The 20197-nt window shown below is 69.7% G+C and carries 22 protein-coding genes; 6 read left to right on the top strand and 16 right to left on the bottom strand.

What is annotated here, in order from left to right; translation table 11 throughout:
* Positions 1-133: 133 nt before the first annotated feature.
* Both bluB and AB4Z01_RS14365 read right to left on the bottom strand, forming a co-directional pair.
* Positions 134-772, bottom strand: coding sequence for a 5,6-dimethylbenzimidazole synthase (bluB, locus tag AB4Z01_RS14370; protein WP_441694665.1), 639 nt, complete (start codon positions 770-772; stop codon positions 134-136).
* Between the two features lie 41 nt (positions 773-813).
* Positions 814-1602: a YdcF family protein gene (locus tag AB4Z01_RS14365; RefSeq protein ID WP_441694663.1), complete on the bottom strand. Its 789-nt coding sequence runs from the start codon at positions 1600-1602 to the stop codon at positions 814-816.
* Between the two features lie 249 nt (positions 1603-1851).
* On the opposite strand from AB4Z01_RS14365, the gene AB4Z01_RS14360 reads away from it, so the two are divergent.
* Together AB4Z01_RS14360 and AB4Z01_RS14355 are read left to right on the top strand one after the other, a co-directional pair.
* A complete protein-coding gene (locus AB4Z01_RS14360; protein WP_441694662.1) occupies positions 1852-3225 on the top strand; it encodes a YcjX family protein in 1374 nt (457 codons plus the stop codon).
* On the top strand, positions 3222-4247 hold the full coding sequence (locus tag AB4Z01_RS14355; protein WP_441694660.1) for a TIGR01620 family protein: 1026 nt from the start codon (positions 3222-3224) through the stop codon (positions 4245-4247). The genes AB4Z01_RS14360 and AB4Z01_RS14355 overlap by 4 nt, the downstream gene beginning before the upstream one ends.
* A gap of 29 nt (positions 4248-4276) precedes the next feature.
* Here the strand turns inward: AB4Z01_RS14355 and AB4Z01_RS14350 are convergent, their stop codons facing one another.
* From AB4Z01_RS14350 to AB4Z01_RS14310, 9 genes are all read right to left on the bottom strand, one after another.
* The gene (locus AB4Z01_RS14350; protein ID WP_441694659.1) at positions 4277-4717 is read right to left on the bottom strand and encodes a hypothetical protein; all 441 of its coding nucleotides are present in this window, start codon (positions 4715-4717) and stop codon (positions 4277-4279) included.
* Between the two features lie 128 nt (positions 4718-4845).
* Complete coding sequence (locus AB4Z01_RS14345) at positions 4846-5739, bottom strand: metal ABC transporter solute-binding protein, Zn/Mn family (protein WP_441694658.1); 894 nt, start codon at positions 5737-5739, stop codon at positions 4846-4848.
* 19 nt (positions 5740-5758) lie between these two features.
* Entirely contained in the window at positions 5759-6625 is an 867-nt protein-coding gene (locus AB4Z01_RS14340; protein ID WP_441694770.1) for a metal ABC transporter permease, read from the bottom strand.
* Between the two features lie 5 nt (positions 6626-6630).
* Positions 6631-7389, bottom strand: a complete 759-nt coding sequence (locus AB4Z01_RS14335; protein WP_441694657.1) for a metal ABC transporter ATP-binding protein — start codon at positions 7387-7389, stop codon at positions 6631-6633.
* Positions 7386-7556, bottom strand: coding sequence for a hypothetical protein (locus tag AB4Z01_RS14330; RefSeq protein ID WP_441694656.1), 171 nt, complete (start codon positions 7554-7556; stop codon positions 7386-7388). The genes AB4Z01_RS14335 and AB4Z01_RS14330 overlap by 4 nt, the downstream gene beginning before the upstream one ends.
* Before the next feature lie 258 nt (positions 7557-7814).
* A complete protein-coding gene (locus AB4Z01_RS14325; protein ID WP_441694655.1) occupies positions 7815-8222 on the bottom strand; it encodes a GFA family protein in 408 nt (135 codons plus the stop codon).
* Positions 8223-8264: 42 nt separating this feature from the next.
* The gene (locus AB4Z01_RS14320; RefSeq protein WP_441694653.1) at positions 8265-8561 is read right to left on the bottom strand and encodes a hypothetical protein; all 297 of its coding nucleotides are present in this window, start codon (positions 8559-8561) and stop codon (positions 8265-8267) included.
* A complete protein-coding gene (locus tag AB4Z01_RS14315; RefSeq protein WP_441694651.1) occupies positions 8558-9586 on the bottom strand; it encodes a WD40 repeat domain-containing protein in 1029 nt (342 codons plus the stop codon). The genes AB4Z01_RS14320 and AB4Z01_RS14315 overlap by 4 nt, the downstream gene beginning before the upstream one ends.
* The gene (locus AB4Z01_RS14310; RefSeq protein ID WP_441694649.1) at positions 9583-10548 is read right to left on the bottom strand and encodes a CobW family GTP-binding protein; all 966 of its coding nucleotides are present in this window, start codon (positions 10546-10548) and stop codon (positions 9583-9585) included. Before AB4Z01_RS14310 ends, AB4Z01_RS14315 begins: the two co-directional genes overlap by 4 nt.
* Before the next feature lie 203 nt (positions 10549-10751).
* Between AB4Z01_RS14310 and AB4Z01_RS14305 the strand changes: the two genes are divergently transcribed.
* Positions 10752-11534, top strand: a complete 783-nt coding sequence (locus AB4Z01_RS14305) for an MBL fold metallo-hydrolase (protein WP_441694647.1) — start codon at positions 10752-10754, stop codon at positions 11532-11534.
* A 224-nt stretch (positions 11535-11758) separates the two neighbouring features.
* Here the strand turns inward: AB4Z01_RS14305 and AB4Z01_RS14300 are convergent, their stop codons facing one another.
* Both AB4Z01_RS14300 and AB4Z01_RS14295 read right to left on the bottom strand, forming a co-directional pair.
* Entirely contained in the window at positions 11759-14854 is a 3096-nt protein-coding gene (locus tag AB4Z01_RS14300; RefSeq protein WP_441694646.1) for an efflux RND transporter permease subunit, read from the bottom strand.
* The gene (locus AB4Z01_RS14295; RefSeq protein WP_441694644.1) at positions 14854-15933 is read right to left on the bottom strand and encodes an efflux RND transporter periplasmic adaptor subunit; all 1080 of its coding nucleotides are present in this window, start codon (positions 15931-15933) and stop codon (positions 14854-14856) included. Before AB4Z01_RS14295 ends, AB4Z01_RS14300 begins: the two co-directional genes overlap by 1 nt.
* A gap of 151 nt (positions 15934-16084) precedes the next feature.
* Between AB4Z01_RS14295 and AB4Z01_RS14290 the strand changes: the two genes are divergently transcribed.
* A complete protein-coding gene (locus tag AB4Z01_RS14290) occupies positions 16085-16693 on the top strand; it encodes a TetR/AcrR family transcriptional regulator (RefSeq protein ID WP_441694643.1) in 609 nt (202 codons plus the stop codon).
* 200 nt (positions 16694-16893) lie between these two features.
* Here AB4Z01_RS14290 and AB4Z01_RS14285 read toward each other — a convergent pair whose 3' ends face one another.
* Positions 16894-17394 carry a Fur family transcriptional regulator gene (locus AB4Z01_RS14285; RefSeq protein ID WP_441694641.1) on the bottom strand — a complete coding sequence of 167 codons (501 nt, stop codon included), beginning with the start codon at positions 17392-17394 and terminating at the stop codon, positions 16894-16896.
* Between the two features lie 188 nt (positions 17395-17582).
* Between AB4Z01_RS14285 and AB4Z01_RS14280 the strand changes: the two genes are divergently transcribed.
* Complete coding sequence (locus AB4Z01_RS14280; protein WP_441694639.1) at positions 17583-18047, top strand: Hsp20 family protein; 465 nt, start codon at positions 17583-17585, stop codon at positions 18045-18047.
* A gap of 22 nt (positions 18048-18069) precedes the next feature.
* Positions 18070-18291: a DUF1150 family protein gene (locus AB4Z01_RS14275; protein WP_429232473.1), complete on the top strand. Its 222-nt coding sequence runs from the start codon at positions 18070-18072 to the stop codon at positions 18289-18291.
* Between the two features lie 59 nt (positions 18292-18350).
* Here the strand turns inward: AB4Z01_RS14275 and AB4Z01_RS14270 are convergent, their stop codons facing one another.
* Both AB4Z01_RS14270 and AB4Z01_RS14265 read right to left on the bottom strand, forming a co-directional pair.
* Positions 18351-19178, bottom strand: a complete 828-nt coding sequence (locus tag AB4Z01_RS14270) for a carbohydrate ABC transporter permease (RefSeq protein ID WP_441694637.1) — start codon at positions 19176-19178, stop codon at positions 18351-18353.
* Positions 19175-20068 (bottom strand): carbohydrate ABC transporter permease, encoded by an 894-nt coding sequence (locus AB4Z01_RS14265; RefSeq protein WP_441694635.1) that lies wholly within the window; start codon positions 20066-20068, stop codon positions 19175-19177. The genes AB4Z01_RS14270 and AB4Z01_RS14265 overlap by 4 nt, the downstream gene beginning before the upstream one ends.
* Between the last annotated feature and the right edge of the window lie 129 nt (positions 20069-20197).

Here is a 20197-nt window from a genome sequence, read left to right as displayed (position 1 = left end):
TCGCCTCCCTTTCTGGCATCTCATGCTCGGCCGTTATCGCCTGCGTGGCAAGATCCCGGCCGCGCCCTTGGCAAACATTTGTATCTCGCCAGATACAATCGTCCAGCCCTCGCTCGGGTGTCAAGCCGGGCCGCTATCGCCGCAGCACTTCGCGGCAGGCGCCGAGGCGGGACTGCCAGCCGTCGCGCTCCAGCTCCGGCACCGGTTCCTCCGACTCCGGAAAGCCGAGGCAGAGATAGCCGATCAGATGCCAGTCCGGCGGCACGTCGAGCAGCGCCACCACCGCCTGCGGCTCCAGGATCGAGACCCAGCCCAGCCCGACGCCCTCGATCCGGGCGGCCAGCCAGAGCGTGTGGATGGCGGTGACGGCGGAATGGTCCAGCGTCTCCGGCATGGTCTGCCGCCCCAGCCCGTGCCCCTGCCCGGTCGACCGGTCGCAGAACACCGCGAGCTGAACCGGTGCCTCCTCCAGCCCGGCCAGCTTCAGCCGGCGGTAATGCGCTGCGCGCTCGCCCTCATAGCCGGAGGCGGCATTGTCGTTGCAGCGGCCGAACACGGCCCGCACCGCCGCCCGCCGCAGCTCGTCCTCGACCAGGACGAAGCGCCAGGGCTGGCTGTTGCCGACCGAAGGAGCCAGGCAGGCGAGGCCGAGCAGCCGGTCGAGCAGCCCCGGCGGCAGCGGGTCGCGGCGGAAGCGGCGGACATCGCGGCGCCAGCGCAGCAGCTCAGTGAAACGGTCGCGGAACTCGGGCGGGAAGTCGGGACTGGCCATGGCGTCCTCTTGGCGGCGGCGCCTCAGCTATAGTCGCCCGGTCAGGGTCTGGGGAACAGCGTGTCGATGCGATCCGTCGCCCAATAGGCGAGCAGGCCGACCCATTCATGCAGCGCGATGTTCAGCACCGCCATCTGTTCGACCAGATTGGCCCTGGGCACCAGCTGCGGCGGCAGGCCGTAATAATCGACCGGCCAAGGCACCACCTTCCAGCCGGCCTTGGCGAACAGGCCCATCGACCGTGGCATGTGATAGGCGCTGGTGACCAGCACCCAGTGCTGCCCGGCTTGCGGCTGCAGCATCTGCTTCAGCAGCCAGACGGTCTCGTCGGTGTTGCGGGCCTGTCCTTCCAGAATCATCCGCTGTTCCGGCAGCCCCGCCATCATCATGGCGTCGCGGAAGATGTCCGATTGCGGCGGGATGCCGTTCCACGGGTCGCCGAGCCCGCCGGAGAACACCACCGGCGTGTCGGGGTAGCGGCGAGCCAGATCGAGGGCGGCGAACAGCCGCTCGGCAGTGTTGTTCAGCGACGGCTCGCCACGCGCGCCGGACATCCTGTTCTCCTCGGCCCCGCCGAGGACGATGATCCCGTCCAGCGTCGCCGGCAGCCGGTCCGGTTTCTGGAAGCGGTTCTCCAGCGGCAGCATGATGAGATCGCCGACCGGCAGCAGGCAGATCGCGGCGAAGCCGATGGTCGTGGCGATTGCCAGGCGCCGCGCCAGGCGCCGCGAGCGGAACAGGAATCCGGCCATCACCGCCAGCAGCGCCAGCAGCAAGACGCCGAGCGGCTGGATGAAGAACCAGATCAGTTTCGACAGGAAAAAGAACACGGCGCCCCCACCCAGTGCCCTTCCGAGCAATGGCTGATTGCGGCCGAGGATGCAACCCGTGGACTATGCGCGGGTTGACGCGGAGGCGCCTCGTCCGCACATGGGCCCTGGGGTTTCGGTCCTGACAACGTCAGGCCCGAAACCCCGTGCATTGAGTTGCGGATCGAATTACCCATACGCTTGAAGGCCAAGCGTATGGTTTGATCCGCGGCTGTCGATTCCAAGGCCATCGGAGCCCGCCGCCCGTTCATGGAGCTGTTCCCCACCGACTTCCTCGATCGGGCCGGCGAGCTGTTCGACCGTCGGATCCGACTCGGCGTCACCGGGCTGAGCCGTGCCGGTAAATCGGTGTTCATCGCCGCGCTGGTGCACGGGCTGACAGATCCGCGGCGCTTCGGGCTGCTCGACGCCGTGGCCGAGGACCGGCTGCGCGCCGCGGTGCTGCGGCCGCAGCCGCATCTCGAGCTGCCGCGCTTCGCCTATGAGGAGGCGGTGGCCCGGCTGACGGGATCAGGCGGGCATCCGGACTGGCCGGCCGGCACCCGCAACGTCGCCGAGCTGCGCCTGTCGCTGCGCTTCGCGCCCAAGAGCGGCCTGCGCAGCCTGCTCGGCGACCAGGTGCTGCATCTCGACATCTTCGACTATCCAGGCGAATGGCTGATCGACCTGCCGCTGCTGGAGCGCGACTATGCCGGCTGGGCCGAGGAGGCGCTGGCCCTGGCCACCACCGGCGTGCGGGCGCCGCTGTCGCAGGCCTGGCGCGACGCCATCACCAGGCTCGACCCCGCCGGGCCGGCCAAGGAGACGGACGCGATCGAGGCGGCGCGGCTGTACACCGATTATCTGCGCGCCTGCCGCACCCATGCGATCCCGCTGAGCCGGCTGCAGCCCGGCCGCTTCCTGCTGCCGGGCGACCTGGAAGGGTCCCCCGCCCTCACCTTCTGCCCGCTTCCGCGGCCGCGCGAGACCCCGCGCGGGTCGCTGTGGCGGCTGATGGAGGAACGGTTCGAGGCCTACAAGGCCAAGGTCATACGCCCCTTCTTCAACGACCATTTCAGCCGGCTGGACCGCCAGATCGTGCTGATCGACCTCTTGGCCCATCTCGCCGCCGGGCCGGAGAGCCTGGAGGATCTCGGCCGGGCCATGGACGACATCCTGACCTGCTTCAAGACCGGCGGCATCAACTGGCTGTGGCCGTTCGAGAGCCGGATCCGCCGCGTGCTGTTCGCCGCCACCAAGGCCGACCATTTGCCGCGGGAAGGGCACGAGCCGCTGGTCGGGCTGATGGACGAGGTGCTGCAGCAGAGCGTCCGCCGCACCGCTTTCCAGGGCGCCACCGCCCGGTCGATGGCGATCGCCTCGCTGCGCGCCACCCGCGAAGTCGATGTCAAGCATGAGGGCGAGACGCTGCGCTGCGTCGCCGGCGTGATCGAGCCGGGCGGCAAGCCGGTCGCGGCCTATCCCGGCGCGCTGCCGCGCAGCCTGCGCGAGGCCCGCGGCGGCGGCCGCTTCGGCGCCCAGCGTTTCCTGCCACCGGCCGATCTCGGCACCGATGGCCAGCCCTGGCCGCATATCCGGCTGGACGGGGCGCTGCAGTTCCTGATCGGGGAAGATCTGGCATGAGCCGCCCGCCGCTGATCCTGGACCAGCCGCCGGAGCGAGAGCGCGACCTGGGCCGCGCCCCGGCCGTCTTCGCGCTCGACCAGGCCGATTCCGTGCCGGTGGAGGATGCGCCGGTGCCGGCCGCGCCCGACATGGTCGACCCTGGTCTGCGTCGCCGCCGCAGCCCCGGCAGCGTCGCCCTGCGCATCGCCTTCGGCGCGCTGGTCGGGCTGGTCGGCCTCGGCATCGGCCTGTGGGTCGAGCGTCTGGTCACCGACCTGATGAGCCAGGGCGGGCCGTTGCAGGCCGCCACGCTGGCGCTGCTGGCCGTCGCCGGGGCCGGTATCCTGGTCTGGGCGGGGTGGGAGCTGCTGGCGCTGCGCCGGCTCGGCCGGGTCGAAGAGATCCGCAGCCAGGGCCGGGCGGCGGCGGGCGGCGATGCCGCCGCGGCCGATGCCGTTATCGCCCGTTTCCGCCGGCTGCACAGCGACGGTCCCGCGGCCGACGGGCTGGCCCGGCTGGAGCGCGAGCGCGACGAGCTGCGCGATCCGGCGGAGTTGATCGCCCTCTTGGAGCTGCACGCCCAGCGGCCGATCGATGCCGCCTGCCGCGCCGCCATCGCCGCCACCGCGCGGCGCACGGCGTTGATCACCACGGTGACGCCCTTCGCCATCGTCGACATGGTGGTTTCGGGCGCGCTGAACCTGCGGATGATCCGGCGCATCGCCGAGATCCAGGGCTTCCGCCCCGGCCTGTTCGCGACGCTGGCGCTGATCCGGCGGGTGGCGACGACGCTGCTGATCGCCGGCGGCATCGAGGCGGCGAACGACTATCTCGGCGACTTCCTCGGCGCCGGCCTCTTGCGCGCCTTCGGCCGCCGCGCCGGCGAGGGCGCGATCAACGGCATCCTCAGCGTCCGCATCGGCGTCGCCGCGATGAAGGTGTGCCGTCCCCTGCCTTATCTGCGCGACACCCCGCCCGGCACGATGAGCCTGGCCAAGGCGATCTTCGGGGCCGAGGCGGCGCCGAAGGCGAAGGATTGACACGAGGCTTCAGAAGTCGGTCGGGCCTGTCATCCGATCAACTGAATGCCGTTGTCCTGACACCAGGTCTGAAGGGCCTCCTCGGTGGCGCGTTCTTCATAGTCGTACCACCGCTGGAGCGCGCCTCGCGCTTCCAGCAGTCGCTTAAAGCCCGCATACGCGCCCTTTCGCCGGAACAGATCTTCGACGGTGTCCAGATCGCCGGGAAGCTCATGATCAGTAAAGCGCAGCACCAGCCTTCGGCCGAGATCGAGCTCGGTCTTATGGGGCACGGCGATGTAGCGATCGGTGTCGAGGTCGTCCGGAACCTCGTCTTCCTCCATCACATCGCCATCGACCGTTCGCAGGTATATTTTCCCGGTGTCGCGCGAGATATAGGCCTCAGCACCGAGGGGGCCGCCGATGCTGACGAATTCGAAGGCGTCTCGCATTTCGGCATGACCCACCGTGACCGCCGGTGTCTGTGCCATCGATTCCTCCTCGGCCCTCGTGTTCCTGGCCTGGCCCGGCCGCATCATGAATATGGAAGGCGGGTGGACTCCGGGAAAGCCCGCAGGCCGGGTTCGCGATACGGGCCCGACCTGCGGTCGTCAAATCCTCAGTTCTGCTTCATCCCCGCGACCAATAGCGAAATGTTATACCGGAACATCTTCGCGTAAGTCGAAGCCGGCCCGTCTTCGGTCGACAGCGCCTCGGCGTAGAGCTCGCCGCCCATCTCGGCACCGGAGGCCTTGGCCACCTGCTGCACCAGCCGTGGGTCGGTGGCGTTCTCGATGAACACCGCCTTGATGTGCTCCTGCTTGATCTGATCGATCAGCTTGGCGATGTCGCCGGCCGAGGCCTCGCTCTCGGTCGAGAAGCCGACCGGGGCGTGGAATTCGATGCCGTAGGCGGCGCCGAGATAGCCGAAGGCGTCGTGGCTGGTGATGACCTTGCGCTTGGCCTGCGGGATGGTCGCCACCTCGCTCCGGGCCCAGGCGTCCAGCGCCTTAAGCTCGGCCTCGTATTTGGCGCCGTTGGCCTGGTAGGCCGCGGCATGGGCCGGGTCCGCGGCCGCCAGCGCCTTGGCTATGTTGGCGGCGTAGATCGCGCCGTTTGCCGCGCTGTTCCAGGCGTGCGGGTCGGTGATCTCCTGCCCGTCCTCGTCCATCTTCCGCGTCGGCACGCCCTCGGTGGCGACGACGACCGTGGCCTTGGTGCCAGAGGCGGCGACCAGCCGGTCCATCCAGCCTTCGAGCTGCAGCCCGTTGACGACGACGAGGCCGGCCTTGGTCACCGCCTGGGCGTCCTGCGGCGTCGGCTCGTAGACATGGGCGTCGCCATTGGGGCCGACCAGGCTGCGGACCTCGACATCGTCGCCGCCGACCTGCTTCACGATGTCGGCAAGGACGGTGATGCTGGTGACGACCTGCAGCTTGTCCGCTGCCACGGCGGGCAGCGACAGGACGGCAAGCGACAGGCCGAGCAGGCCGGCGCGGAACGGTATCCTCATGGGATGACTCCGTGGGAGTTCAGTGCGCGAAATGCGCGGTCGGCAGGTATCGGGCCCGCAGGCTGTCATGCGTCCCGAAGATCAGCGACAGCAGGTAGAAGCCGCCGGCGGTCAGCACGATGCTGGGGCCGGAGGGCAGGCTGCCGTGATAGGAGACCAGGAGGCCGGAATAGCCGGACAGCAGCGCCAGCCCGGCGGCCCAGGCGAACAGCGACCACAGCGACCGGCTCCAGAACTTCGCCGCCGCCGCCGGCAGCATCATCAGGCCGACCACCATCAGCGTGCCCAACGCCTGGAAGCCGCCGACCAGATTCAAGACCACCAGCATCAGGAAGGCGAAGTGGACCAGGGCGCCGACGCCGCCGACCATGCGCAGATAGCCGGGGTCGAAGCATTCCACCACCAGCGGCCGGTACAAGAGGGCCAGCGCGATCAGGGTGATCGTGGCGATGCCGGCCATCAGCAGCAGCGCCGCGTCGTCGACCGCCAGGATGGTGCCGAACAGCACATGCATCAGATCGACATTGCTGCCGCGGGTCGAGACGATCAGCACGCCGGCGGCCAGGGCGATCAGGTAGAAGGCGGCGAAGGCGGCATCCTCGCGCAGCGCCGTGACCCGGGTGACCGCGCCGGCCAGCAGCGCGACGGCCAGGCCGGCGATCAGCCCGCCCAGCCCCATCGACCACAGCGACAGGCCGGACACCAGGAAGCCGACCGCGGCGCCCGGCAGCACCGCATGCGACATGGCATCGCCGACCAGGCTCATCCGCCGCAGCACCAGCAGCACGCCGACCGGGCCGCAGCCTAGCGACAGCGCCAGGCAGGCCACCAGCGCCCGCTGCATGAAGGCGTAGTCGACGAAGGGCGTGACCAGGAAATCCCACATCGCCGTCACGCCGCGCTCCGCCGGCAGGGTTCGCCGCGATCATGCCAGGCCTCGGCCATGGCCCGGGCGCGCAGCAGGTTCTCGGCGCACAGCACGTCGCCGGTCGGGCCCCAGCCGATCGGGTCGCGGGCCAGCAGCAGCGTGTCCGGGCAGACCTCGCGCACCTGGTCGAGATCGTGCAGCACGGTGATCACGGTGCGGCCCTCGCCATGCCAGCGCCGGACCACGTCGACCAAGTCGCGCGTGGTCTTGGCGTCGAGCGCGGTGAACGGCTCGTCCAGCATGATCACCCGCCCGTCCTGCAGCAGCAGCCGGGCGAACAGCACGCGCTGGAACTGGCCGGCGGAGAGGCTGCCGATCGGCCGCGCCTCGAAGCCGCCGAGGCCGACCGCCTCCAGCGCCTCCTCCGCCCGGTGGCGCAGATCCTTGGAGACGCCGCCGAACATCCCGGTCCGGGCCCAGCCGCCGAGCAGCACGGTGTCGGCGACCGAGATCGGGAAGCTGCGGTCGATCTCCGCCAACTGCGGCAGATAGGCGATGTCGCGCCGGCGCAGGCCGCCGCGGTCGACCTGGCCGGACAAGGGCGCCAGCAGCCCGGCGATGGTCTTCAGCAGGGTCGATTTGCCGGCGCCGTTCGGCCCGACGATGGCGGTCAGCGTGCCCGGCTCGAAGCTGCCGTTGACATGATGCACCGCCGGGTGGCGCTCATAGCCGGCGGTCAGGTTGGCGAGGCGGATGCGGCCGATGGCGGACGAACTGCTCATGCCGCCCCCCCGAACCAGCCCATGGCCCAGGCCACGGCCAGCCACAGCACCGCGATCAGCGCGAAGGCGACGACCAGGCGGCCCCCGACCGGCGCGGCCAGGGCCGACGGCCCGATCTCCCCGGCCCGGCGGGCGGCGTGGGCGGGGTGGTGATGCGTCTCGGTCATGAGTCAGCCGATGGCGTGAGAAGGTCAGGCACCATAGCGCCCGGCGGGCGCGGCACCATTGACGTTAATGTATAACATCTTTGCGCTATCGGAAAGCGCCGGACGAGCGATATCGACCAAGGGCGTAGCCGGGCGTCTCTCCAGCCTTCCCCGTCATGACGAGGAGCGAAGCGACGTGGCCATCCAGAGATCGAGCCGCTGGATGGCCACGCCCCTGCGGGGCTCGCCATGACGGGTCAATATTTCACGCCGTCGGCCTCAATCCTCCGGCTTGCCCGGCAGGTCCTCGAGGTGATGGATCCAGGGCAGGGCTGACCGGCACCACGCCTGCCGCTTCGGCACCAGTCGGTCGCGCTGGCGGATGCTGCCCCAGCGGATGCCCCAGGTCTCGGCATCGGCGCCCTCGCCGGTGACGAACAGCGGCGAGCCGCATTCCGGGCAGAAGGACTGCAGCCGCCGGCGGCCGCTGTCGCCGACCTTCACATAGACCTTCGGCTCATGCGCGGTCAGCCGGATGCGGTCGCGCGACGCGGTCACCGTGACCCGGAAGGCCGAACCGGTCAGCGCCTGGCAATCGGTGCAATGGCAGATCCCCACCTGCTCCGGGTCGATCTCCGCCTCATAGGCGACATGGCCGCAATGGCATTGACCGTCGATCTTCATCATGGCTCGCCCCGTCCGACACCTCGAACCGGGCAGCAGCCTAGCCTATCGCCGGCCGGGCTGCAGTCGGCGCAGCACCAGATGCTTCAGGGCCGGCGGGATATGCCCCGGCGACGGCCAGTCCACCGCCAAGCCCAGCACGGCGCATTCGGCCGCGATCTGCCGTCCGTTCTCGTAGCGGATCTGGCCGAGTCGCGGCAGGGCGTCGGCGCGGCGGTGGTCGAAGGGCCGGCCGGACTGGGCCTCGCGGAAGCCGTGATGGAAATCGGGATGGCTCAGCACCTCCCGCGCCTCCGGCCAGTGCCGAGCCCGGCGGGTGGCGACGTCGGACGAGGCCCTCACGGCTGCAGGTCGACCAGCACCGCCCGGCCGCCGGCATCGCCCGCGGCCAGCCAGCGCCCGTCGGGCGAGAAGGCCAGCGTCTCGACCGCGGCGCCGTTCGGGCGCAGCACCGGGACATAGCCGCTGCCGTCGAGCGGCATCAGCGCGACAAAGCCGTCCTTGGCGCCGGCGGCCGCGACCGGCAGGTGCGGATGCGCCGCGACCCGGGTGATCGGCACGCCGCGGGCCCAGCCGCTTTCGCTGGCGGTGCCGCCCATCGGGCCGTCGCGGCCGGTGAAGCGCCAGGACACCACGCCTTCGGAGCCGGAGGTCAGCAGCACCTTGCCACCATCGGCCCAGGCCAGCGACCGCGGCTTGGTCGGATAGCCCGGCATCTGCATGTGCACGCCGTCCGACAGGCGCCAGGCGTGCAGCGCCTTCTCCTGCATCGCCGAGACCACGAAACGCGACCGCGGATGCCAGAGCACCGCCAGATGCGCCCCTTGCCAGCCATACAGTCTCGCCGCCCAGGCGCGCTTCCGCGGCGACCAGACGGTGACGCCGCCGTAATGCGCCGCGGCGATGCGCCGGCCGCGCGGGTCGAAGGCGGCGCCGTCCAGCCCTGCCAGCCCCTGCAGCCGCGTCACCGGCGCCCCGTCCGCGTCGAACACCAGCACCTCGCTGCCGGCGACGGCCAGGCGCCGCCCGGTGGCGGGCGCGGCGTCGACGGCGCTGATCCACCGGCCCGGCACGGCGGCGATCTCGGCCAATGTCCTGTCCGGAGCGACGCGCAGCAGCCGACCGTCATCGCCGCCGGTGAGGAAGCCGTCGCCGACATCCGCGCCCAGCGCCAGGACGGCGCCGCGATGCGCCGGCACGATAACTGCCTCGCACACGTCGGGCGACGCCAGCCGGACGGTGCCATCGCCCAGGCCGAACGCCAGATGTCCGGCCGCGTCGAAGGCCGCGGCCACCACCGGCGCCGGCCAGGCCCAGACCGTGCCCCTCTCCTCCGCCAGGGCGCGCGGCGGCAGCAGCAGGCTCATGCGGCGGCGCAGCCTTCGAAGCCGGCGCGCAGCACCCCGGCGTCGAGGTTGCGGCCGATTAGCACCAGCCGGCTCTCGCGCGGCTGGCCGGGCCGCCACGCCGGGGCGAAATCGCCCTCCTGCAGCATGTGCACGCCCTGGAACACGAAGGGCCGGTCCTCACCGGCGAAGGCGAGGATGCCCTTGCTGCGCAGGATGTCGGCGCCGCGGATCGCCAGCAGCATGCCGATCCAGTCGACGAAGCGGCGGCCGTCGAGCGGCCGGTCGATCCGGAACGAGACGCTGCCGACGCCCTCGTCATGATGGTGGTGATGGTGCCCATGGCCGTCGAGCAGGTCTGGGTCGAGCCCCAGCAGCCGGTCGAGGTCGAAGGCGCCGTCCAGCACGGTGCCGAGATCGGCGTCGCAGCGCTTGGTGCGGATCAGCCGCGCCACCGGGTTGATGGCCCGCAGCCGCGCCTCCACCGTCGCCAGCCCGGCCTCGTCCGCCAGGTCGGTCTTGTTGACCAGGATGGTGTCGGCGAAGGCCACCTGCTCCTCCGCCTCGTCGCTGTCGGCCAGCCGCGCCTCGATGTTGCGGGCGTCGACCACGGTGACGATCGAGTCGAGGGCGGTGCGCTCGCGCACCTCGTCATCGACCAGGAAGGTCTGCGCCACCGGCGCCGGGTCAGCCAGGCCCGTGGTCTCGACCAGGATGCGGTCGAAGCTGCCGGCCCGCTTCATCAGCCCGCCGATGATCCGGATCAGGTCGCCGCGAACCGAGCAGCACAGGCAGCCATTGTTCAGCGCGAACACCTCCTCGTCGACGCCGACCACCAGGTCGCAGTCGATGCCGATCTCGCCGAACTCGTTGACGATCACGGCATAGCGCCGGCCATGCGCCTCGGAGAGGATGCGGTTCAGCAGCGTGGTCTTGCCGGCGCCGAGAGTGCCGGTCAGCAGGGTGACGGGGATGCGGGTCATGGGCGAGCCTCGGGCTTCGGAGATTTAATTGTTATTATATAACATAATAGAAAGATGCAAGCCTGTCGCCCGATCGCCGACGGGATGCTATGGACGGACTCGCATCCGATCGCCGCCCGGCATCGCGCCCCAGAATCGCCCAGATTCTCGGCGAGGGACGTTGCCGGGCGGCCGATCCGCCGTCCCGTCATCCGAGGACCGACATGCCCGTCCCTGCCCCGTCCCGCCGCGCCTTTCTCTATGGCTGCGCCGCCGGCCTGTCCTTGCCCCTGATCCGGCCGGCCTTGGCCCAGGATGCGGAGACGCCGCCGCCGCTGGGCTTCCGCGAGCTGGCCGACGGCATCTGGCTGCACACCAGCTGGCGGAAGACCGACCAGGGCTGGGTCGCGGCCAACGGCCTGGCCGTGATCGGGCCCGAGGACGTGCTGCTGRTCGACGCTGCCTGGGGTCCGGCGCAGACCGTGGCGCTGCTGGAGCGGGTGGCGGAGGCGGCGCCGAACCGGCCGGTCAACCTGGTGGTGACGCATGCGCATGACGACCGGCTGGCCGGGCTGGCGGCGGTGCATGCCCGCGGCGGTTGGTCGCTGGCCCGCGACGAGACGGCGAAGGAGGCTGCCGGCGCCGCCTCTGTCCAGCGCAGCTGGAGCGGCGAGTCGATCACCATCACCGGCGGCGGCCGCACGATCGAGCTGTTCTATCCCGGCCCGGCGGACACCCGCGACAACACCGTCGCCTTCCTGCCGGACAGCGCGGTGCTGTTCGGCGGCTGCATGATCCGGGGGGCCGAGCAGGCCAATCTCGCCGCCGTTCCCGACTCCGACATCTGCCGCTGGCCGCAATCGGTCGAGGCGGTGATCGCCCGCTACGGCAAGGCGGCGAAGGTGGTGGTGCCGGGCCAGGGCGAGCCTGGCGATGCCGGGCTGCTGTCCCACACCCATCAGCTGGCCAAGGCCGAGGCGGCGAAAAGCTGCAGCCCGGCCGGCTAGGTGTTCAGTCCCGGCTTCGGCCAGCGCCTCATAGACGCCGGCCTGGTAGAATCCGGGCGCACGGCCGCCTGCAGCAGGAGAGCAGTCGAAGGGCGGGCGAGGCGAGCGCCGAGGCGACGCGGCGGGTGGCCGATGCACGGCCGCCGGAGCTGGAGTCGAAGTTCCATCTGGCATCGTTATCTCCAAGAGGCGAATGCGGCAGGTGTTGGAGGTTGGGCCGCCCGTCAGTGCTGGGGGACTGGGCTGGGCACGGCGGCGGTCTTCGGCCTGGCGCTCGGGTCGCCCTTCTCGCGGATGCCGTTCACAGCGACATAAAGGGCCGGCAGGAAGACCAGCGTGAGGACGGTGGCGACGGCGAGGCCGCCGACGATGGCATAGGCCATCGGCCCCCAGAACACGTCGTGCATGATCGGCATCATGCCGAGGATGGCCGCGGCCGCTGTCAGCATGATCGGTCGGAACCTGTGCCTGGTCGCGTCGATCACCGCGTCCCAGGCATCGACGCCCCGCGCCCGCTCATGCTCGATCTGGTCGACCAGGATCACCGAGTTGCGGATGATCATGCCGGCCAGGGCGACGGTGCCGAGGATCGCGATGAAGCCCATGGGCGTCCCGGTGGGGAGCAGCGCCGCGACGACGCCGATGAGCCCGAGCGGCGCGACGCTGATCACGAGCGCCAGCCGGCGGAAGCTTCCGAGCTGCACCATGAGCACGGTGAGCATGAGCGCGATCATGAGCGGCGCCTGGGCGAGGAGGGCGGCGTTGCTCTGCTCGCTCTTCTCGACCGTGCCGCCGACCTCAAGCAGCGTGCCCGCCGGCATCGACGCGCGCAGAGTGTCGATCGCATCGGCGACGCGCTGGTTCACCAGCGACGGCTCCGTCCCGGGCAGCGGTTCCGCCTGCACGGTGATGGTGGGCAGGCGGCCGCGGCGCCAGACATAGCCCTCGTCGAGGGCATACTCGATCCGCGCCAGCTCGCGCAGAGGCACCGAGGCGCCCGTCGGCGTCGTGATCTGGAGGTTGCGCAGGGCTTCGATGCTCGACCGCTCGCCCGCTGCAGCCCGCGCCACGACGTCGACGAGATAGATCGAGTCGCGGACCTGCGTGACCGTCGCGCCGCTGATCACCCGGTTGAGCGCGAGAGAGAGCTGCGCCGAGCTGAGCCCCGCTTGGCGGACACGGTCCTGGTCGACGACGATGCGCAGGGTCTTGTTCTTCTCGGCCCAGTCGTAGTTGACGCTTCGGACGAGGCCGGACGCCCGCAGCACGTCCGCGACCTTTTCGGCGTAGTGCCTCGCCTCGTCGGCGGTCGGCGCGCCGACCCGGTACTGCACGGGCCAGCCGACCGGCGGCCCGAGCTCCAGGCGGGAGACGCGGGCGACGGTGTCGGGGAACTCTTCGGCGAAAAGTGTCTCGAGCCTGGCCTTGACCCGGTCGCGGGCCTCGAGGTCCTTGGCCACGACCACGGTCTCGGCCATGAAGTCGTTGTCGAGCTGGACGTCGAGCGGCAGATAAAAGCGGATCGCGCCGCCGCCGACATAGGAGGAGAAGCGGGCGATGTCGGGGTCGCTCGCAAGCGCCTTCTCCAGCCGCTCCGTCTGCGCCTCGGTGGCCGCGATCGAGGCGTTCTTCGGCAGGGTCATGGTCAAGAGGAGCTCCGGCCGGTTCGAGGCCGGGAAGAACTGCTGCGGCACGAAGCCCAGGCCATAGACGGAAACGCCGAAGGCGGCGAGCGAGGCGGCAATCGTCAGCCAGCGATGCCGCATGGCGAAGCCGAGCGCCCGGCCGAAAGCGCGCATGAAGCGGCCGGGCCCGGCCGTGCCGTGCGCCTTCATATGCGCAGGCAGCACGGACAGCCCGATCACGGGGGCAAAGATGACGGCCACGAACCACGAGGCGGCGAGAGCCAGGGCGATGACCGCGAACAGCGAGAAGGTGTATTGTCCGGTGTTGTTCTCGGCGAAGCCGATCGGCAGGAAGCCGAAGATGGTGACCAGGGTGCCGGTCAGCATGGGAAAGGCGGTGTGGGTAAAGGCGAAGGTCGCCGCCTTGATCTTCTCCATGCCCTCCTCGATCTTCGAGATCATCATCTCGACGGTGATCATGGCGTCGTCGACCAGGAGGCCGAGGGCGATGATCAGCGCGCCCAGGGAGATGCGCTGCAGGCTGATGGCCATCACCTCCATGCCGACGAAGACGATCGCGAGGACGAGGGGAATGGACAGCGAGACGACGAGCCCGGCCCTGACGCCGAGGCTCAGGAAGCTCACCGCGAGGACGATGACGATTGCCTCGACCAGCGCCTCGGTGAAGCCGCCGATGGCCTCGCGCACCACCTCGGGCTGGTCCGAGACGAGGTTCAGCTCGATGCCGACCGGGAAGCGCTGCGTCAGGCGCCCGGCCGCCTCGTGCAGGCCTTGGCCGAAGGTGAGATTGTTGCCGCCCGAGCGCATGTTGACGCCGATGCCGATCGCCGGCTTGCCGTTGACGCGGAACATCTTGGTCGGCGGGTCGCTGTAGCCGTGCTCGACCTCGGCGATGTCGGTCAACTTGTAGAAGTGCCCGCTGATCCAGAGATTGAGGCCGGCTAGGCCCTCCGGCGTGAGGAGGGCGCCGGTGACGTCGACGAGCACGTTTTCGCCCGGCGTGTTGATCACGCCGGAGGGCACCACGGCGTTCTGCCGGGCGACGGCCGCGAGCACGTCGTCGAGGCTGAGCTTGAGGTTGGCAAGCTTCTGCGGCGAGAAGTTCAGGTAGATCTTCTCGTCCTGGTCGCCGAAGATCTCGACCTTGCCGACATCCGGCGAGCGCAGGAACTCGGCCCGCGCGGTCTCGGCGAAGTCGCGCGCCTGCCGCGGCGTGAAGCCGTCATAGGTGACGCCGTAGATGATGCCGAAGACGTCGCCGAACTCGTCGTTGAAGAACGGCCCGACTACGCCCTGCGGGAGGGTGGCCTGGATGTCGCTGACCTTCTTGCGGACCTGGTACCAGAGGTCCGGGATCTCGCTCTTCGGCGTCGATTCCTTCAGATAGACGAAGACGGTCGCCTGGCCGGATTTGGTGTAGCTCTTGATGTAGTCGAGGTTCGGCGTCTCCTCGAGCTTCTTTTCGAGCCGGTCGGTCACCTGATTGAGCGTGTCGAGGGCGGTGGCGCCCGGCCAGGAGACCTGAACCACCATGGTCTGGATCGAGAAGTCGGGATCCTCCTGCCGGCCGAGCCGCTCATAGGCGCGGATGCCGGCAACGGCACAGAGCAGCATCAGGAAGACGACGATGGCCTTGTTGTGGACCGCCCATTCGGAAAGATTGAAGCGCGACATCACTCGACCTCCGTCTCGGGCTTCACCGGCTGGCCTTCGGCCAGCGCGTTGACGCCGGCGGTGACGACCTTCTCGCCGGCCGACAGGCCATGGCTGATGATGACGGCGTTGGCATCGAACTCGAGAAGCCCGACCGCCTGGCGGCGCACCTTGCCGTCCTCTCCCACCACCCAGACCTGCGGCCCGGCTCCCGACTGCAGCAGCGCGGTCGAGGGCAGGCTCACGACCTCCTGGCCCTCGGTCTCGGCGCGACCGACGACGACGGCGCCCAGGCGCATCTCCGGCGGCGGCGACGGCAGCGCCACCTTCACGGTGTAGGTCCCGGTCGCGCTGTCGGCCTCCGGCGAGATTTCCCGGATCGAGCCAGTGACCACGATGTCGGGCTGGCCCTGGAGCCAGACCTCGACCGCGATGCCGAGACTCGCATGGGCGATATCGGCGCCGGCGACGGCGAAGACGGCCTCGCGCTCGGCGCTTCCGGAGATTTCGACGACGGGTTGGCCCGAGGATACGACCTGGCCCGGATCGGCCTCGGTCGCGGTCACCACGCCGTCGTCGGGCGCCAGGAGCTCGGTGTAGCCCAGCTGGTTCTGCGCGATGCGCAGATTGGCTTCGGCCGACTGCACCTGGGCTTGCGCGCTCTGCAGGGCCTTGAGCGTGTTCTCGTAGGCCGCACGGGTCGCCCAGCCCTGTCCGAGCAGGGTGCGGTACCGCGCCTCCTGCGGCGCCGCTTGGTCGACCGCGGCCCTGGCCGCGGCGAGGTCGGCTTCCGCAGCGGTCACCTTGTTCTGATAGTCGACGGCGCTGATCTGGGCCAGCCTCTGGCCCTTCTTGACGACAGCGCCGACATCGACGTCGCGGGAGACGAGGCGGCCGTCCACCTGGAACCCCACCCGGCTCACATAGCGCGACTGGATGCGGCCGGCGCCTTGCGCCACCAGGCCAAGCCTGTGGGGCGTCACCTCGACGACCCGGACCGGCCGCACGGCCGCGGGCGCGGTGCTCTTCTCGTCCTTGCAGCCCGCGAGGATCACGCAGGCGAGGCAGGCGCAGAGGAATGGACCTGATGCGAGGCGCATGGAAGCCTTCCACCCGAATAGGGTCGAGTTGCAGGGAACTGGTGATGTTGGAGGGCAGGCGATCGCGCCGGCCGATCTCGGATTGACCATCTAGATCAATTTGACTATATCGTCAATTCGAAATTCGCGGACCGATTGGAGGCAATGGCTGATGGCGAAGATTGATCTGGCACGCAGGGCAGAGATCGGCCGGGAGAAGCGGGCCAGGACCCGGGCGCAGATCCTGGAAGCCGGCACCATGCTTCTGGCCGAACGGCCGCCGGAGGCGCTCACGGTGGACGCCGTGGTGGAGTCGGCAGGCGTCGCCAAGGGGACGTTCTACTATCACTTCCTGAGCGTCGAGGAGCTGGTCGCCGCGGTGGGCGCGCAGCTCGTCGAGAGCTTCGACGACCTCCTGGCGCCATCCCGGCTCGACCGCTCGGATCCGATCGAGCGCCTATCCTTCGCTTTCACGAAGCTCCTGGAGAAGGCGATAGAGGACCCCCTCTGGGCGCGGCTCGTGGTCCGGGGCGCACAGATCGTCACCGCGCCCGGCCGGGGAATCCGCGCGAATCTCAGGGCCGACCTGACCGAAGCGATCACCCAGGGGCGCCTGGCCGTGCAGGACGCGGAGCTGGCGACCGATATCGTCATCGGCATCTGGCTTCAGGTTGTCCACGGCAGCGTTGAGCGGCGGGCTGCGCCGGACCTCGCGCGCCAGGCGCTTGAGGCCGTGCTGAGGGCCCTCGGCGCGGCTGGTGTCGGCGAGGCGATGACGTGATCGTCATCCAAACAGGCGCCTTTGAACCAAGCGGCATCTGCAGGCCGGGCAGCCCAGCGCCGGCCTCTGCCGGCGCTCATCCAAGCCGGGATCGACGCGGTGACCCGCGTCAGCCGGTCAAGCGCTCTTTTTGCCTTCTCCCGCGTCCGGCGGGAGAGGCAGCGCAAAACAATCGGCGGCAGTGGGCTGCGAACCAGACCCTAGCCGGCGGCGACCACCGCGTTGGCGGCGCAGTCGCGGCAGCGGCCCAGGATCTCGATGGTCCGGCTGTCGGCGACGAAGCCGATGCGCCCGGTCCAGGCCTCGATCAGCCCGTCCACCGCGGCATCGGTGATCTCCTCCACCCGGCCGCAGTCGCGGCAGATGGCGAATTGCGCCGGATGGGTGTGGTGGTGGTCCGGCCCGCCGCAAACCACATAGGCGTTGAGCGATTCGATCCGGTGCACCAGGCCGCGGTCGAGCAGCCCCTTCAGCGCCCGATAGACCACGGGCGGAGCGGTGATGCCGTCACCCTTCATCTCGCGCAGGATGTCGTAGGCGCTGGCCGGCTCGGCGCTGGCCCGCACCAGGTCCAGCACCCGTTCCTGCCAGTGCGACAGCCCGGCGCGCGGGGGCCGGCCGCGCCGGGTCGTGCCCGTCGCCGTCTTCGGTGCCGTGGCGGCCTTGCCCTTCGGCGCCGCGCCTTCCAGCTTCTGACTCATGCGTCGAGTGATAGCATGCGGCCGCTCCCGAACGCCACGCCCCGGCCGATCTTGAAACCGACCGGTCACCCCCCAATTTGCTACTTAACGAGAGTGGGGATGCCGCGTGGTCCCTGCTCCGCAGGCGCCGGACAACCGGGCCGCCCGAGCCGGGGGTTCCGGCAAGCTCGCTCTCAGGAGGAGTGACCATGACGCGGGTGTCGCTGTTCAACAGCCCGCTCCTGCTCGGTTTCGAGCAGTTCGAGCGGACGCTCGACCGGATCGGCAGGACGCCGAGCGACGGCTATCCGCCCTATAACATCGAGCAGCTTGGCGAGGACCAGCTGCGCATCACCCTGGCGGTCGCCGGCTTCACCGATGCCGACCTGACGGTGCAGATCGAGGACAACCAGCTGGTGGTCCGCGGCAAGCAGGCCGACGACAAGGAGCGCCTGTTCCTGCATCGCGGCATCGCCGCCCGCCAGTTCCAGCGCGCCTTCGTGCTGGCCGAGGGCATCGAAGTGACCGGGGCCTCGCTCGACAACGGGCTCCTCAACATCGATCTCCGCCGACCGGTGCCCGAGGCCAAGGTCCGGACCATCGCCATCAATCGTTCTGCGGCGAAACCCAACGGCAAGACCGCGATCGACGTCTCGACTGACGTCGAAGGTTGAACCGAAACACCTGGTGACCATCATGAACACCGACACCATCCCCACCTTCACCCAGATGTCGCCGACCGATTTCGCGGCGATCGGGCTGAACCAGATCGCCTTCGTCAAGCCGGTGGTGGTCGAGGGTGAGCCCGCCTTCGCCGTGCACGGCGCCGACGGCACCCCGCTGGCCATGGTCAAGGACCGGGACCTCGCCTTCGCCGTGGTCCGCCAGAACGACATGGAGCCGGTCAGCGCCCACTGAGCGCCCGCGCTTCATCCTGATGAGCTGATGCGAAAGCCCCGCCGACGGCGGGGCTTTTTCTATTTCACGGCACCCGCGGTCAGCCCGGCGATGAACCAGCGGCCGACGATGCCGAACAGCAGCACCACCGGCACCGTCGCCAGCGTCGCCCCGGCCAGCAGCAGGCCCCAGTCGATCTGGTACTGGCCGATGATGCCGGCGAAGCCGACCGGCAGGGTGCGGTTGGCGTCGGACAGGATCAGCACCGACGCGAACAGATATTCGGTCCAGCTGGCGATGAAGGCGAAGATGGCGACGCTGGCGATGCCGGGCGCCGCCAGCGGCACCATGATCCGCAGCAGGATCGCCAGGCGCGAGGCGCCGTCGATCAGCGCCGCCTCCTCCAGCTCCACCGGGATCGAGGCGAAGAAGCTGCGCATCATCCAGATGGCGAAGGGTGAGGCGAAGGTGACGTTGACGATCACCAGCGCCGCCGGCGTGTCGACCAGCCCGGCCTGCGACATCATCCCATAGAGCGGGATCAGGATCAGGATGCCGGGGAAGGCATAGGCCACCAGCACCGCCCGGAACAGCAGGTCGCGCCCGGGAAAGCGCAGCCGGTAGAAGCCGTAGGCGGCCAGCACCGACAGCACCACGGTGATCGCGGTCGAACCCAGCCCGACCACCAGGCTGTTGCCGAGATAGCGCGGATAGTCCGAGGCGCCGAGCAGCTTGTCGAAATGCCGCAGGGTGAAGCTGTGCGGCACCAGCGTCGGCACCCGGGCGATGATCTCCTGCGGCGCCTTGATAGCGCCGGTGGCGATGAACCAGAACGGCAGCAGCACGATCGCGGCTAGGCCGAGCAGCCCGCCGCCGATCGCCAGGGATTGACCGAGCCCCCGCCTCATCCCACCCCCTTCGGCGCCAGCGCCCGGGTCAGCAGGACGGCGAGCGCCATCAGGAGCAGGCTGACCAGCACCGACATCGCCGCCGCCTGGCCCAGCCGGTACGACTTGAACGCGGTCTCGTAGATCAGCACCGGCAGCGTCTGGGTGGCGCCGGACGGCCCGCCCGCCGTGGTCAGCCAGATGATGTCGAAGACGTTGAAGGACAGCAGCGTGCCGACCACGGCGAGCACCAGCATGGTCGGCTGCAGCAGCGGCCAGGTGATGCGTCGGAAGCGCTGCCACGGGCCGGCGCCGTCGATCGCCGCGGCCTCGTACAGGTCGGCCGGGATACGCTGCAGCCCGGCCAGCAGCATCACCGCGACGAAAGGGAACCAGCGCCAGGAGTTGATCACCACCAGCGAGGCCATGGCGCTGCCCGGACCGGCAAAAAAGCCGACCGGCCGATCGGTCAATCCGAGCGACACCAGCAGATAGTTCATCACCCCGCCGGAGGTGCCGAGCAGCCAGCGCCAGATGATGACCACGACGATGGTCGGCACGATCCAGGACAGGATCACCCAGACCCGCACCAGCCGCACGCCGCGGAAGCGCTGGTTCAGCAGCAGCGCAGTGCCTAGGGCCAGCAGCGTCTGCAGCACCGCGTTGCCGGCGACCCAGACCAGGCTGCGCCCCAGCGCCGCCCACAGCCGGGCCATCTCCAGCACGTCGACATAGTTGCCGAGCCCGACGAAGCCGCCATCGGAGCCGATGACCCGGATATCGCGCAGGCTGATCGCCACCGCGGCGCCGAGCGGATACAGGATGGTCGCCGCCAGCCACACCAGCACCGGCGCCACCATCAGCATCCCGGCGATCGCCTCGGAGCGGTTGCGGGTTCGCGCAGACCTCATCGGCCGGTGCCCACCGGATCCACGCGTCTCCAGTTCGACGCCGGCGCTGGAGCTGTCCAGCGGATGGAGGGGTGACATTTTAGACCGGATGGATGGGTGACAGATTTGGCGAGTTGGGGGGCGGGGGCG

Origin of the sequence: Inquilinus sp. YAF38 (genome assembly GCF_052113205.1) — a bacterium.
Lineage (GTDB): Bacteria > Pseudomonadota > Alphaproteobacteria > DSM-16000 > Inquilinaceae > Inquilinus.
Note: the sequence above shows the minus strand (reverse complement) of the source record. Positions and strands in the feature narration are given on the sequence as shown.

Bases quoted from the DNA above. Each gene is read 5' to 3' on its own strand.
- bluB (WP_441694665.1), bottom strand. From the start codon at position 772: ATGGCCAGTCCCGACTTCCCGCCCGAGTTCCGCGACCGTTTCACTGAG.
- AB4Z01_RS14360 (WP_441694662.1), top strand. From the start codon at position 1,852: ATGGAGCTGTTCCCCACCGACTTCCTCGATCGGGCCGGCGAGCTGTTC.
- AB4Z01_RS14355 (WP_441694660.1), top strand. From the start codon at position 3,222: ATGAGCCGCCCGCCGCTGATCCTGGACCAGCCGCCGGAGCGAGAGCGC.
- AB4Z01_RS14350 (WP_441694659.1), bottom strand. From the start codon at position 4,717: ATGGCACAGACACCGGCGGTCACGGTGGGTCATGCCGAAATGCGAGAC.
- AB4Z01_RS14345 (WP_441694658.1), bottom strand. From the start codon at position 5,739: ATGAGGATACCGTTCCGCGCCGGCCTGCTCGGCCTGTCGCTTGCCGTC.
- AB4Z01_RS14340 (WP_441694770.1), bottom strand. From the start codon at position 6,625: ATGTGGGATTTCCTGGTCACGCCCTTCGTCGACTACGCCTTCATGCAG.
- AB4Z01_RS14335 (WP_441694657.1), bottom strand. From the start codon at position 7,389: ATGAGCAGTTCGTCCGCCATCGGCCGCATCCGCCTCGCCAACCTGACC.
- AB4Z01_RS14330 (WP_441694656.1), bottom strand. From the start codon at position 7,556: ATGACCGAGACGCATCACCACCCCGCCCACGCCGCCCGCCGGGCCGGG.
- AB4Z01_RS14325 (WP_441694655.1), bottom strand. From the start codon at position 8,222: ATGATGAAGATCGACGGTCAATGCCATTGCGGCCATGTCGCCTATGAG.
- AB4Z01_RS14315 (WP_441694651.1), bottom strand. From the start codon at position 9,586: ATGAGCCTGCTGCTGCCGCCGCGCGCCCTGGCGGAGGAGAGGGGCACG.
- AB4Z01_RS14310 (WP_441694649.1), bottom strand. From the start codon at position 10,548: ATGACCCGCATCCCCGTCACCCTGCTGACCGGCACTCTCGGCGCCGGC.
- AB4Z01_RS14300 (WP_441694646.1), bottom strand. From the start codon at position 14,854: ATGTCGCGCTTCAATCTTTCCGAATGGGCGGTCCACAACAAGGCCATC.
- AB4Z01_RS14295 (WP_441694644.1), bottom strand. From the start codon at position 15,933: ATGCGCCTCGCATCAGGTCCATTCCTCTGCGCCTGCCTCGCCTGCGTG.
- AB4Z01_RS14290 (WP_441694643.1), top strand. From the start codon at position 16,085: ATGGCGAAGATTGATCTGGCACGCAGGGCAGAGATCGGCCGGGAGAAG.
- AB4Z01_RS14285 (WP_441694641.1), bottom strand. From the start codon at position 17,394: ATGAGTCAGAAGCTGGAAGGCGCGGCGCCGAAGGGCAAGGCCGCCACG.
- AB4Z01_RS14280 (WP_441694639.1), top strand. From the start codon at position 17,583: ATGACGCGGGTGTCGCTGTTCAACAGCCCGCTCCTGCTCGGTTTCGAG.
- AB4Z01_RS14275 (WP_429232473.1), top strand. From the start codon at position 18,070: ATGAACACCGACACCATCCCCACCTTCACCCAGATGTCGCCGACCGAT.
- AB4Z01_RS14270 (WP_441694637.1), bottom strand. From the start codon at position 19,178: ATGAGGCGGGGGCTCGGTCAATCCCTGGCGATCGGCGGCGGGCTGCTC.
- AB4Z01_RS14265 (WP_441694635.1), bottom strand. From the start codon at position 20,068: ATGAGGTCTGCGCGAACCCGCAACCGCTCCGAGGCGATCGCCGGGATG.